This window comes from Actinomycetota bacterium, assembly GCA_016700055.1.
GTDB lineage: Bacteria > Actinomycetota > Acidimicrobiia > Acidimicrobiales > Ilumatobacteraceae > Kalu-18.
Window position 1 is genome coordinate 194,019 of the sequence record CP064997.1, and the last position, 13,145, is coordinate 207,163.

11 protein-coding genes are annotated in these 13,145 nt (G+C 72.5%); 4 read left to right on the top strand and 7 right to left on the bottom strand.

The genetic code is table 11. The features are described 5' to 3' along the window. Positions 1-5: 5 nt before the first annotated feature. The 6 genes from IPM43_00990 to IPM43_01015 are packed head-to-tail and all read right to left on the bottom strand — an operon-like array spanning position 6 to position 5,422. Positions 6-875 carry an ROK family protein gene (locus IPM43_00990; GenBank protein ID QQS25003.1) on the bottom strand — a complete coding sequence of 290 codons (870 nt, stop codon included), beginning with the start codon at positions 873-875 and terminating at the stop codon, positions 6-8. After that, complete coding sequence (locus IPM43_00995) at positions 848-1,315, bottom strand: SRPBCC family protein (protein QQS25004.1); 468 nt, start codon at positions 1,313-1,315, stop codon at positions 848-850. Before IPM43_00995 ends, IPM43_00990 begins: the two co-directional genes overlap by 28 nt. Before the next feature lie 11 nt (positions 1,316-1,326). Then, positions 1,327-1,809, bottom strand: a complete 483-nt coding sequence (locus IPM43_01000) for a hypothetical protein (protein QQS25005.1) — start codon at positions 1,807-1,809, stop codon at positions 1,327-1,329. Next, positions 1,806-2,927 (bottom strand): glycosyltransferase family 4 protein, encoded by a 1,122-nt coding sequence (locus tag IPM43_01005; protein ID QQS25006.1) that lies wholly within the window; start codon positions 2,925-2,927, stop codon positions 1,806-1,808. Before IPM43_01005 ends, IPM43_01000 begins: the two co-directional genes overlap by 4 nt. Then, positions 2,924-4,099, bottom strand: coding sequence for a tRNA epoxyqueuosine(34) reductase QueG (queG, locus tag IPM43_01010; protein QQS25007.1), 1,176 nt, complete (start codon positions 4,097-4,099; stop codon positions 2,924-2,926). The genes IPM43_01005 and queG overlap by 4 nt, the downstream gene beginning before the upstream one ends. A gap of 15 nt (positions 4,100-4,114) precedes the next feature. Beyond that, positions 4,115-5,422 carry a DUF222 domain-containing protein gene (locus IPM43_01015; GenBank protein ID QQS25008.1) on the bottom strand — a complete coding sequence of 436 codons (1,308 nt, stop codon included), beginning with the start codon at positions 5,420-5,422 and terminating at the stop codon, positions 4,115-4,117. A gap of 142 nt (positions 5,423-5,564) precedes the next feature. Between IPM43_01015 and IPM43_01020 the strand changes: the two genes are divergently transcribed. Beyond that, entirely contained in the window at positions 5,565-7,097 is a 1,533-nt protein-coding gene (locus IPM43_01020) for a wax ester/triacylglycerol synthase family O-acyltransferase (GenBank protein QQS25009.1), read from the top strand. Here IPM43_01020 and IPM43_01025 read toward each other — a convergent pair. Then, entirely contained in the window at positions 7,045-8,469 is a 1,425-nt protein-coding gene (locus IPM43_01025) for a GMC family oxidoreductase N-terminal domain-containing protein (protein QQS25010.1), read from the bottom strand. The two genes, IPM43_01020 and IPM43_01025, sit on opposite strands and share 53 nt — an antisense overlap. 82 nt (positions 8,470-8,551) lie before the next feature. Between IPM43_01025 and purL the strand changes: the two genes are divergently transcribed. The 3 genes from purL to IPM43_01040 are packed head-to-tail and all read left to right on the top strand — an operon-like array spanning position 8,552 to position 13,133. Next, positions 8,552-11,395 carry a phosphoribosylformylglycinamidine synthase subunit PurL gene (purL, locus tag IPM43_01030; protein ID QQS25011.1) on the top strand — a complete coding sequence of 948 codons (2,844 nt, stop codon included), beginning with the start codon at positions 8,552-8,554 and terminating at the stop codon, positions 11,393-11,395. 8 nt (positions 11,396-11,403) lie between these two features. Beyond that, the gene (locus tag IPM43_01035) at positions 11,404-12,156 is read left to right on the top strand and encodes a phosphoribosylformylglycinamidine synthase subunit PurQ (GenBank protein QQS26282.1); all 753 of its coding nucleotides are present in this window, start codon (positions 11,404-11,406) and stop codon (positions 12,154-12,156) included. Between the two features lie 5 nt (positions 12,157-12,161). Further along, on the top strand, positions 12,162-13,133 hold the full coding sequence (locus IPM43_01040) for a phosphoribosylaminoimidazolesuccinocarboxamide synthase (protein QQS25012.1): 972 nt from the start codon (positions 12,162-12,164) through the stop codon (positions 13,131-13,133). Positions 13,134-13,145 lie beyond the last annotated feature (12 nt).

Genomic DNA, 13,145 nt, shown 5'->3' on the forward strand with positions numbered 1-13,145 from the left:
GCGGGTCAACCCCAGCCGAGGTAGGCGGCGCCGATCGCCCCGGCGTGCTCGCCGAGCTCGGCAAAGTGCAGCTCGGGGTGCGGACGGCGCGAGGGCGCGTACAGCAGCTCGGCGAACGCCCGCCGGAGGGGCTCGTCGAGCACGTCGGCCGCGGAGACGAGGCCGCCGCCGATGACGATCACCGCCGGGTCGAGCATGTTGGTCAGGTTGGCGAGGCCGAGAGCGATCCACCAGGCGTAGCGCTCGATCACCTCCAACGCCTCCGCGCTGCCCATGCGGGCCTCGTCGACCACCTCTTCGCCGCGCCTCGCCCCGGCGAGCCACCCGAGGCCGCTGCCGGAGGCGTAGCGCTCCCAACACCCCCGCCTCCCGCAGGGGCAAGGCGGCCCGGCGGGATCGACCACCATGTGCCCGATCTCACCGGCGAAGCCGTTGGTGCCCCGCTGCAGCTCGCCCCCGGCGATCACCCCGCCGCCGATGCCGGTGCCGAGCGTCACCATCACCACGTCGTCGTGGCCGCGGCCGGCACCGGCACGCCATTCGGCCACCGCGGCGCAGGTGGCGTCGTTGTCGACCCGCACCGCCATGCCCAGCCGTTCGCCGAGCATCGGCCCTACGGCAAGGCCTGCCGCCGCACCGAGGTTCGGCGCCGCGTGCAGCACCCCCGCCCTGTCGACGAGGCCGGGCACACCGACGCCGAGCGACGCGATCGGCGCGAACCGCTCCGCCAGCTCGGTGAGGACGTCGAGCAGCCGGTCGGCAACGCTTGGTGTGGCCACGCGGTGCTCGTCGACGACCTCTCCCCGGCTGTCGAGCGCCACGCCGAGGCACTTCGTGCCGCCGACGTCTATGCCGGCGTGACTGGCTTCTGCCACGGAGAGCTCGCCTCGGCGCGAACCTTGAGCTCGCGCACGGTGTTCAAGATGCGCTGCTCCGCACGGCGTTTCACGAAACCGGGCAGGGGCACGACGAGCTCGATGGCCAGGTCGTAGGTGAGCTCGGTGCCCCCGACGTCGGTCGGGTGGAAGCTGAACGATCCGTCGATCGCCCGCATGATGTCGCCGCGCACGATCGTCCATGCCAACCGCTCGGGGGCACTGGCGTAGTCGTAGGCCAGCACGTAGTGCGTGCTGCGCCCGAGGGCGGACGTGCGGAACTCGACCTGCGTCACCCGGCCGTCGTCGTCGCGCGCCCGCACGATGGCCTCCTTCACGTCACGAGCCCAGTCGGGGTAGCGCTCGAAGTCGATCGCGATCGCGTAGCACCTGTCGAGCGGCGCGTCGATCGAGATCGTGAGTGACGCGGTGTCGGCCATAGGGATTGTTTCTAGTCGATCGATGCCGCCCGGCGCGGCCCGAACGCGCCGTGACGCGCGGCCCAGAGCCCGTTCAGCCCCAGCCCGAACATCGGCACCAGCACCCCGAAGGCGAGCGACGACCCGGGCCGGCCGTCGGTGGTCGGCCGGGAGAGTGCCGTGCCGAGCCCGACGGCGCACTGCAGCGCGAGCGCGGTCAGCATCGGGCGCTTGACGCTGCGGGGAATTGCCGCGCCGGTGTGGAAGTACAGCTCGGCCACGCTCAGCTCGTCATGGCGGCTGCGCTGCACCGCTGTCCAGTAGCCGGCCAGGAAGGCGACCACGCCGAACGCGAAAAGACCGAGGGCCACTGCCACGCCTTGGGTCCGGGCGAAGCCGCCGGTCGCCGCGGCCGCCCACACCGCCGACACGGTGAAGACGGCGGTGCCGGCGAGGTCGAACCACACGAGGCCCGCACCGCGGCCTCCCGGGAACGATGTCTCCGGCGCGCTCATCGCTCCACACCCAGGGCCGTGCCGAGGCGGGCGGCGAGCACGTCGTAGGAGAACTCGCTGACCGCCCGCTCGCGCGCGGCGACACCCATCGCCCGGCGACGGTCGTCGTCGTCGAGCAGCTCGGCGATGGTGTCGGCGACGAGCGCAACGTCGTTCGGTTGGCGCACGACCACTCCGGTGACGCCGTCGGTCACGGCCTCGGCCGCTCCCCCGCTGTCGCCCGCGACCTGGGCCACGCCGCTGGCCGCAGCCTCGACGAAGACGATGCCGAAGCCCTCCTGCTCGAGCCCTCCCCACCGGTTGCGGCACAGCATCGTGCACAGGTCGGCGCAGGCGTACAGCGGGGGAAGGTCGTCGTGGGGCACCCGACCGAGGAACCGCACCGGCGCCCCCAGGCTCTGCGCGAGCTGCTCCAGGCGTGAACGGTCGCGGCCCGCGCCGGCGATCGCGAGGAGCAGATCGGGACGCTTCGGGGCCAGCTCGGCGACGGCGCGGATCGCGGTGTCGAAGCCCTTGCGCGGCACCAGCCGGCTGACCGCCACGATCAGCTCCGCGTCGACAGGCAACCCGAGGTGCCGGCGCGCAGCCAACCGTTCGGCGTCGTCGAACGGGCGGAAGCGCTCTACGTCGACCCCGGGCGGCACGATCGTGAGCGGTAGCACGCCACCTGCGGCGCGCTCTGCCTCGGCCGCCGGGTAGCCGCCGGCGGCGATCACGTGCTCGGCGCGGCGCAGCACGCGCGCCAGGAGCTGCTTCGAACCGGGCAGGCGGCCGGGAACGGTGACCTCTGCCCCGTGGAGCACCACGTAGAACGGCAGATCGAGGGCCGGGCCGACCATGCCGAGGGGCACCCCTGGGTCGAGCACGACGAAGTCGGCCCCGATCTCGGCGGCCAGCTCGTTGATCCGGCGCGCCATCCACGGATGCGGCAGCAGCACGGCCTCGCGGGTGCGTTCCACGCGGAACGGCTGCTGCGCGTCAAACTCCGCCGCGCCCCTGTAGGGGCTGGTCAGCACCGCGAACGAGTCGGGAGGCAGCCTGCGCCACCACTCCCAGAGCAATGACTGGATGCCACCGATCTTCGGCGGGAAGTCGTTCGTGACGAGCAGGTGCTTCAAGTCGGTCTGGTCTCGGGCAGGTTGGCGAGCTCGTCGGCGACGAGCGGGTCGGTGTCGGCGCCGGCCGACGGGAGCAGGTCGCGACGGCCGAGCCGGGCCGCGGCCCACACTGCATGGGCACGCAGCAGCGGGTCGGCGTGGCCAAGGTAGCGGCACAACAGCTCGGCGACGACGTCGTCGGAGCCGTTCGCGGTGTTGGCGAGCACGACCAGCGCGTTGCGCCGCCACCAGCGCGGATCACGCCCGGCCAGGTACCACCGGCCGTAGCGTTCGACCAGCTCGTCGTCGGTGGCGCGCAGCACCCACGCCGTGTCGACCCGGTTCTGCACCTCACCGGCGGCCGCCGGGGTGGTGTGGGTGTGGCGGGCGCCGAGGCGCACCGTCGGCGGGCACACCTCTTGGCAGTCGTCGCAGCCGTAGAACCTGTCGCCGAGGGCGACGCGATGGTCGCTGGGGAACACGCCCGGCTTCTGCACCAGCCAGGCCAGGCAGCGCCGGGCGTCGACCACTCCCGGCGCGACGATGGCCTGCGTCGGGCAGGCGTCGAGGCAACGCACGCAGGTGCCGCAGGCGTCGTCCACGGGACCCTCCGACGGTGCCAGCTCGGCCGTGGTCACCACGCAGCCGAGGACGAACCAGCTCCCTGCACCGGGGATGAGCAGGTTCGCGTTCTTCCCGAACCAGCCGAGGCCGGCACGCCACGCGACCTCACGGTCGACGATCGAATTGTCGTCCGCGTACGCGACCGCGCGATGACCGTCGGCCCGCAGCCGATCGGCGACCGCCCGCAGCGCCACGCGCAACGGCTGGTAGTGGTCGACCCAGGCGTAGCGGGCGACGCGCCCGCTCCCCGCCACCGCTTGCTGCTCGGCGGAGGACTCGGCCGCAGGCTCGTCGGCCAGCCGGTAGCTGCGGGCGCCGACCAGCACCGAGCGCGCCCCGGGCACCGCCCGGCGCGGGTCGGTCGAGCGCTGCGGATTGCGGTAGGTGAACTGCATCGTGTCGGCCAGCCCGGCCGCACCACGATCGTGCAACGCGGTCAGCGCCCGGTCGAGCACGTCGGCGGTGGTCACCCCGACGTGATCGAGGCCATGCTCACGGCCGAGCTCGACCAGCTCGCTCAGATACCCATCGTCGACCGGCCTCACCAGGGTGCGCTCAGCCGGCCTCACGGCTACGAAGCGTATTCACCGGGCCCGCCCTTCCTCATCGCCCTCGTTGCTGTCGTCGTCGTTGTCGATCGCTTCTTCGGCGGCTGCTTTGTCTTCGGCGGCCTGTGCTTGTTGGTTGCGCCAGCGGATGAGGGCGCGGAGGCGGTCGAGGTCGCCGATCGGTCTCACGGGTTGGGGTTTGACCTGGTGGTGGTCGCTGACGTCGGGGTGGCGGTTGTGGAAGGCGCACAGCAGCCTCCCGTTGAACTGGCTGGTCTGCCCGCCGTCACGCCAGGCGGTGATGTGGTCGACGTCGCAACGCTCCACGGTCTCATAGCAACCCGAGCTGTGTTGGCAGCGGCGATCACGGACTTCGATCGCCCGGCGTAGGGCGCCGGTGAAGCGGCGTTTGTGGGTGACGGCGATGACGGTGGTCTTGTTGTCGAAGATCACCGATTCCACTAGTGCGTCGTTGACCAGTCCGGCTGCTTGGCCGGGGGTGATCACGGTGCCGTTGGACAACTCACACATGTGCCGCAGCGTCTCGTCGCCGACGAGCACGGTGACAAGTGGCCGCTGGCGGCCGGTCTTGGACGCGGCTGAGCGTTTGGCCATCTCCACCAACGCCGCCGCCCGCCGCTGCGTCGCGGTTCTCACCACCAGTTGTGCCTTGTCGGCGAGCAGCAGTTGGCGTTCCAGGCGGTTGAGTTCGTTGGTGAACACCGCCCCCGACACCGCGTCGAGCTGACCGTTGATCACCACCGTGCCATCCAAGGTCGCCGACGCGTGCAACGAGTTGGCGCTCTCGTTGCGTTCGGCTTCGTCCTCCGCCGCGGCGGCGTCGGCGCGTTGGCGCCAGTACTTGACCAGCCGTTCGGCGTCGGGGAACGGCAACCGGGCGCATTGATCGACGAGCCATTGCTCGCTGTCGGCGAACGCCGCTCGGCAGGGCTCCTTGCGCGCCTTGGCGAACAGGTAGACGTGATCCAACGACAGCTGACCGGCGGTGATCGCCGCTGCGGTCTTCGTCATCACGGCAAGGTCCCGCGCCCGGGCGAGCTCCACCCTGGCGGAGTGCGTGGAGGTGTTCGTCTCCCGGGCCAGGCGGTGAGCGGGGCTGCGCGACCCGTCTGCGGCCCACACCCCACGCGTATCCCAGCGGCGAACGACAGCGGCGCGGGCCACCCCCAACCGGGCGGTGCAGCGCTGCACGGCGATCGTCAACGCGTGCAGCCTGTCGTCAGACAGACCGTCGAGGTCGAGCCGAGACAGGGCATCGACCCCGGCGTTCAAAGCCGCCAGCGCCTCGTCCTCGACCCCTACAACCCCGACTGAGGGTTCCATAGACCTAGTATACGAACATATGTTCGCCCCGTCAACCCCGAAGAGCTGAATTTCCTGTGTGGCATCGGCGTGGCCGCCACCCCCTCCGCACACCGCTCGGGCATGCCATACGCTGCGCCGCACGCACGATCGGGGGGATCCCATGCGCCAGCTCAACGGGATGGACGTCAGCTTCCTCAACATGGAGACGCCGACCACCTACGGCCACGTCTCGTCGCTGAACCTGTACGACCCGAGCGGCGTCCCCGGGGGCGCCGGGCTCGAGGCCACCAAGGCACTCATCTTGGAGCGCATCGACGAGCTCGCGCCGTTCCGCCGTCGCCTGGTCGGGGTGCCGCTCGGGCTCGACCTGCCGTACTGGATCGAGGATCCGGCGTTCGACATCGACTTCCACGTCCGCCACCACGCCGTACCTCCGCCGGGCACGCCCCAGCAGCTCTCCGAGGTGGTCAGCCGCATCGTCGCCCGCCCCCTCGACCGCGGCCGACCGTTGTGGGAGCTCTACGTCATCGAGGGCGTCGACGAAGGACGCCTGATCGCCCAGCTCACGAAGGTGCACCACGCGACGATCGACGGTGCATCGGGGGCGATGATGCTCGCCGCGATGCTGGCTCCCGACGCGGCGTACCGGCCGTCGGGTGAGACGGCGCCGTGGGTGCCAGAGCCGGTGCCCTCCGACTCCGAGATGCTCCGGATCACCGCCCGCGAGTACCTGCGCCGTCCGGAAAAGGTCGTCAGGCTGTCGGTGCGGACCCTGCGCGAGCTGGCCGCGTCCACGCAGAACGGTGGGCTGCGGGCGCTGGCCGACCTCGCCGCCCAGCCGATCCCGGGACCGGTCGGCAGTGCCATGCGCCGCCGCCTGCGCGCCGACCGGGGCACCGAGACCGACCACCCGCCCGCACTCCCACCCACGCAAGCGCCGCGCACGCCGTGGAACCACGCGATCAGCGCTCACCGGCGCTTCGCGTACACGTCGATCCCGTTGGAAGACGCGAAGCAGGTGCGTCGCGCCGTCGGCTGCACGTTCAACGACGTGGTGATGGCGCTGTGCAGCACCACGCTGCGCAAGTACCTGCTGCACCACGACTGCCTGCCGGAGGAATCGCTGATCGCGATGGTCCCGGTCAGCGTGCGCAGCGGCGACGAGGGCGACACCTACCAGAACCGGGTCAGCGGCCTGCTCGCCGACCTCGCCACGAACGAAGCCGACCCGGCACGCCGGCTGCGGCGGGTGCAGGAGTCGATGGACGCCGCCAAGGCAGGCTTCGCGACGATTCCCGCGGAGGCGCTGCAGGACTTCTCCCAGTTCGCTCCCCCGGCCATCGCCGCCCGCGCGATGCGCATGGCGAGCCAGCTGCGCATCGCCGACCGGATGAACCCGCCGTTCAACCTGATCATCTCGAACGTCCCCGGCCCCGGGTACCCGCTCTACTCCGCCGGGGCCGAGCTGAAGCACTTCTACCCCGTGTCCGCCGTCGCCGACGGCCAGGGCCTGAACATGACCGTGCAGAGCTACAACGGCAGCCTCGACTTCGGGTTCGTCTCGTGCCGGGAGCTGGTGCCCGACCTGTGGCTGATGACCGTCCTGCTGCAAGAGGCGATGCAGGAGATGCTCGCCGCGGTCACCCCGCGCGCCAGCGCCGGGAAGCCAGCTCGGCCACGGCGACGACGGTGAGGTGGGTGTTGGCGCGGGGCAGCTCGGGCAGCACCGACGCGTCGCACACGCGCAGGCCTTCGTAGCCGATCACCCGGCAGCCGGTGTCGACGACCGCCGCGTCGTCGTCACGGCCACCCATCCTGCACGTGCCCGACCCGTGCACGTAGTCGCCGGTGCGGGCGCGCAGCCAGGCGGCGACGTCGTCGGCGGAGCTGCCCAGGCTGTCCAGCGGCGTCCCGACGTCGTCGAGGTACGCCTCGCTCACCGCCGCCCGGAACGGTGCCGTGTCGAGCAGGCGGCGCACGACGGCGACGCCGGCGGTGAGCGCCTCGACATCGCGCTCGTCGGACAGCATGTCCAGCTCCACCACGGGCTCGACGCGGGGGTCGGGGTCGGCGACCACGACGCGCCCGCGGGAGTGGGCGCGCATCAGCGCCAGGGCGAGCAGGCCGAGCGACGGCGCCGCCGGCCCGAGGTGGTTCATCGGCAGCAGCTGCAGGTCGGCGTCGGCGACGCCCGACGAGAAGCGCCCGAGCGTGGCGAGTGCCAGGCCGTGGGGATCGACCCGATCGCGAAGGACGAGGGCGACGGCCGCCGACGGGTGGTCTTCCAGGCCGCGCCCGATGCCGGGGCGGTCGACGCCGCTGCGGGCCAGCACGGCTGGTGAGTGGATGGCACCGGCGGCGAGCACGACCTCACCTGCCTCCACCTCTTCGCCGCCTGCCAGGCGCACACCGCGGCAGATCCGCCCGTCGAGCAACAACTCGCCGACCAGCGCCTCGCCCCTCACCGCGAGGTTGCGCCGGCCCTGCGCTGCCCCCAGGTACACGTCGGCCGCCGAAGCCCGCCGGCCGTCGGCGCCGATCGTCAACCACGCCGGCCCGGCTCCCCAGGCGCCAGGCCGGTGGTGGTCGGCGCAGCTCGGCCAGCCGATCTCGGCCGCAGCGTCGACGAGGGCGGTGTCCACCGGGCCCCACGCCGCGCGGTCCGTGCGGCGCATCGGCACCGGCAGCGCTTGTAGCACGGGACCGATGTCGGCCCACCCCCAGCCGTGGCAGCCGTGTTCGGACTGCCACCGGTCGTAGTCGGCGGGCAGCCCCCACAAGCCGATCATCGCGTTGACGGCGGAGGACCCGCCGAGGCCACGGCCGCGCACGTAGGGGCGCGGCTCTTGTCCGACCACGCGCCGGGCGAGGAGCCCCGGCCAGGTGCGCCCAGGCTCCTCGATCGCGTCGAAGAACGACGGCCCGCGGTAGGTCGGTGGGTCGGCCGAGCCGGCCTCGAGCAGCAGCACTGTGCGCTCGGTGTCCTCGGAGAGGCGGGCGGCCAGCACGCAGCCGGCCGAACCCGCGCCGACGACGACCACGTCTGCTCGGCCGTGACCTCCCACCGGGGCGACATTACGGCCGCGCCGACTGACTTTTCGTACAGCGACGAACCGCCCCGGGCCGGGGGTCCCTATGGTCGCAGCCATGGGCGAGCAGCACCGCCTCACCATCCGCCCGGCGCCGCCCGACCGTCGCTCCGCCCGCCTGGCAGAGACCGCCCGCCAGCTCGGCATCGACGGCATCGACGCCGTCCACGTCGCCGACGTCGTGTTCGTCGACGGCTCGCTCGGGCCTGGCGGCCTCGACCGCCTCCACTCCGTGCTCGTCGACCCCGAGCTCGAGTCGGGGAGCTGGGCGGTTCCCGCACCTGTGGGCCGCCTGGTAGAGGTGGCGCTGCACCCCGGCGTCACCGATGCCGACGCGGCGGCGGTCGGCGAGGCGGCGACGCTGCTCGGAGTGCCTGTACGCCACGTAGCCACGGGACGCAGCTACGAAATCGAGGGCTCCGTCGACGACGCGGGGCTCGAGCGCCTCGTGCGGCGATTGCTCGCGAACCCGGTGATCGAGCGCTGGACCGTCGATTCCCCGATCGAGCCCCACCATGCGCCCGAGCTCGCCCCCACACCGGCGGTGGAGCGCTATGCCACCGATGCTTCCGCCTTGGCGGCGGCCAACGTCGAGCGCTCGATGTACCTCGACCAGGCCGAGCTCGAGGCGATCGGCGAGCACTTCGCCCGAGAGGGGCGCCCGGCCACCGACGTCGAGTTGGAGGCGCTGGCCCAGACCTGGAGCGAGCACTGCGCCCACAAGAGCTTCCGGGCGGCGATCACCACCACCGACGGCGCCGAGCACGAGCCGCTGCTGCGCCGGCTGCGGGAGACGACCGAGCTGCTCGCCGCACCGTTCGTGGTCAGCGCCTTCGACGGCAACGCCGGCATCGTGCAGTTCGAGCCCGGGCGCACCATCGCCCTGAAGTGCGAGACGCACAACCACCCGTCGGCGGTCGAGCCCTTCGGCGGCGCGAACACCGGGGTCGGCGGCGTGATCCGCGACGTGCTCGGCGCCGCGCACCGCCCGATCGCGTGCACCGACATCCTCTGCTTCGGGCCTGCCGACACACCTCCCGACTCGCTGCCCGAAGGCGTGCTGCACCCGCTGCGCATCCGCGAGGGTGTGGTCGACGGTGTCGCCGACTACGGCAACAAGATCGGGCTGCCGACCGTGGCCGGGGCGGTGTGGTACGACCCCGCCTACACCGCCAACCCGCTCGTCTTCTGCGGCTGCATCGGCGAAGCGGGCGACGACGAGCCGGCGCTCACCGGCCCGCATCCGGGAGACCACGTGGTGGTGCTCGGCGGGCGCACCGGGCGCGACGGCATCCGCGGCGCGACGTTCTCCAGCGCGACGATGGACGCGACCACCGGCGAGGTCGCGGGGGCGAGCGTGCAGATCGGCGACCCGATCACCGAGAAGCTGCTGATCGACGTGCTCGCCGGTGCTCGCCACCTGTACTCGGCGATCACCGACTGTGGCGCCGGCGGCTTGTCGTCGGCGGTCGGTGAGATGGCCGAGGGCGTCGGTGCCGAAGTGCACCTCGACGTCGTGCCGCTCAAGTACCCCGGCCTCGCGCCGTGGGAGATCTGGCTGTCCGAGGCCCAGGAGCGGATGGTGCTCGCCGTGCCCCCGGAGCGCCTCGCCATGCTGAACGAGCGCTGCGCGGCCCACGGCGTGGAGCTGACCGAGCTCGGCCGGTTCACCGGCGACGGGCGCCTCGTCGTGCGTCACCAGGGCGAGGTGGTGCTCGATCTCGACACCAAGTTCTTGCACGACGGGCGTCCGCAGCGCTCGCTCACCGCCGAGATGCCCCGCCCGCACCGGGTCGAGCCCGAGGGCGCTGGCGATCGCCGCCGGCACGCCGTTCCCGACGCCGACGGCGCCGCCGACGTGCTGGTCGCCCTGCTCGCCCACCCGAACATCGCGTCGAAGGGCGCGATCGTGCATCGCTACGACCACGAGATCCTGGGGCGCACGGTGGTCCGCCCGTGGTGCGGTCCGGGCTTCGACGGGCCGTCGGACGCGGTGGTGCTCGCCGACCCCGAGCTCGGCCACGGCCTCGCCGTCGGCGTCGGCGTGAACCCGTGGTTCGGCGAGCTCGACGCGCAGCACATGGCGTGGGCGGTGGTCGACGAGGCTATCCGCAACGTCGTCGCCGTCGGCGCCGATCCCGACCGGGTGGCGCTGCTCGACAACTTCTCCTGGGGCGACCCCCGCCGGCCGGCCACGTTCGGCCAGCTCGTCGCCGCCGTCGAAGGCTGCTGCGCGGCTGCCCTCACCTACCGGGCGCCGTTCGTGAGCGGCAAGGACTCGCTGAACAACGAGTACGTCGGCACCGACGGCGAGCGCCATGCGGTGCCTCCGACGCTCGTCGTCACCGCGGTCGCTCACCTGCCCGACGCCGCCGGCACCGTCTCCACGGCGCTCGTCGCACCGGGCAACCTGGTCGTGCTTCTCGGCAGCACCCGAGCCGAGCTCGGCGGCAGCCACCTCGACCGTGTGCTCGGCATCCACGACAGCCTGGAACCGGCGGCTTGCGTGGTGCCGGCTCCGGACCCTGGTGCACCGGAGCGGTACAGGGCACTGCACCGCGCGATGCGCGACGGTCTCGTGGCCGCCTGCCACGACGTCAGCGAGGGTGGGTTGGCGGTGGCCCTGGCCGAGATGGCGCTCGGCGGGCGCCTCGGCCTGGACGTGACCGCGACACCGCACCCCGATCCGCTCGTCGCCTGGTTCGCGGAGAGCAGCGGCCGGCTCGTGTGCGAGGTCGCGCCGGAGCACCTCGCCCGGTTCACCGCCACCGTCGGCGAGCCGGTGCTCGTCCTCGGCTCGGTCACCGCCGAGCAAGTCGTGGCTCTGCCCGGGGTTCGCCCGCTCGCTATCGACGTGATCGCCGGCGCGTTCGGCGCCACCGAGCCGGAGGTGATCCCGTGAGCCGGCCGCTGGCGCTCGTCGTGGCGGCCCCGGGGACGAACCGCGACGCAGATGTGTCGCTCGCGCTCGACCTGGCCGGCGCCGAGCCGCGGGTGGTGCTGCTCGCCGAGCTGCTCGCTGACCCGAAGCTGCTCCGTGCCGCCCGCATGCTGGTGCTGCCCGGTGGCTTCTCCCACGCCGACTCGCTCGGCGCGGGGCGGATGTTCGGGCTGCGCCTTTCGCTCGGCCTCGGCGAGCTGCTGCACGGGTTCGTCGCCGACGGTCGCCCGGTGATCGGCATCTGCAACGGCTTCCAGGTGCTCGTGCGCACCGGCCTGCTGCCGGGCCACGGGCTGCACGCCGCGCTCGGGCCGAACTCCGGTGGACACTTCGACTGTCGCTGGGTGCGCTTGGCACCAGCGTCGCGGCGCTGCATCTGGACCGCCCCGCTGCTCGACGGCCCAGGCGGCGGTGCCGGCGCCGACGCCGAGATCCACTGCCCGATCGCCCACGGCGAGGGGCGGTTCGCGTGTGACGCCACGACGCTCGACGCGCTGCGCGCCAACGACCAAGTCGCGCTCACGTACGCCAGCGCGAACCCGAACGGCTCGCTCGCCGACATCGCCGGCATCTGCGACCCGACGGGGTTGGTGCTCGGGCTGATGCCGCACCCCGAGAACCACGTCCTGCCCCGCCAGCACCCGCTCGCGCAGCGCGGCCAGGGTCGGGGCTCGGGGCTGGCGCTCTTCCACAACGGCGTCTCCCATGCGAAGGAGCTCTGAGGGCGATGGCGGAGACACCCACCGCAGCTTGGCCGCACGAAGCGTTCACCGAGTGCGAGCTCGCGCTGCCCGACCGCCGCGAGGGCAAGGTGCGCGTGTCGTACGCGCTCGCCGGCGGCCGGCGGCTGTTCGTCACCACCGATCGGCTGTCGGCTTTCGACCGCGTGCTCGCCGGGGTGCCGTACAAGGGCCAGGCGCTCAACCAGCTCGCGGCGTGGTGGTTCTGCAACACCGCCGACATCGTCGCCAACCACTTCGTCGAAACCCCCGACCCGAACGCGACGGTCGCCCTCGCGGCGCAGACGCTGCCGGTCGAGGTGGTCGTGCGCGGCCACATCACCGGGGTCACCTCCACCTCGCTCTGGCGCCTGTACGCCGACGGAGCCAGGGTGCTCTACGGCCACACCCTGCCCGACGGGATGCGCAAGAACGAGCCGCTCCCCCGTCCGCTCGTCACCCCCACCACCAAGGCCGAAGCCGGGACAGGACACGACACCCCGATCACCTGCGCCGAGGTCGCCGAGCGCAACCTCGTCGCCGCTCACGTGTGGGACGAGGTGCAGGCCGCGGCGCTCGCCCTGTTCGACCGTGGCCGCACCGTGGCCGCGCAGGCGGGGTTGATCCTGGCCGACACCAAGTACGAGTTCGGCATCGGTGCCGACGGCCAGGTGCTGCTGATCGACGAGATGCACACGCCGGATTCCAGCCGCTACTGGATCGCCGCCGACTACGCAGAGCGCCTCTCCGCCGGCCGTGAGCCCGAGAGCCTCGACAAGGAGCCGGTGCGCCGCGCGCTCGCCGATGCCGGCTACACGGGCGACGGCGCCCCGCCGCCCCTCGACGACGAGGTGTGGACCGCCACATCGCGCCGCTACGTCGAGGCGTACGAGCGCCTCACCGCCACGCCGTTCGTCCCCGGGGCTTACCCGGTGCTGCCCCGCCTCGTCGCCAACCTGCAGGAGCACGATCTGCTTTGACCGCCGACCACT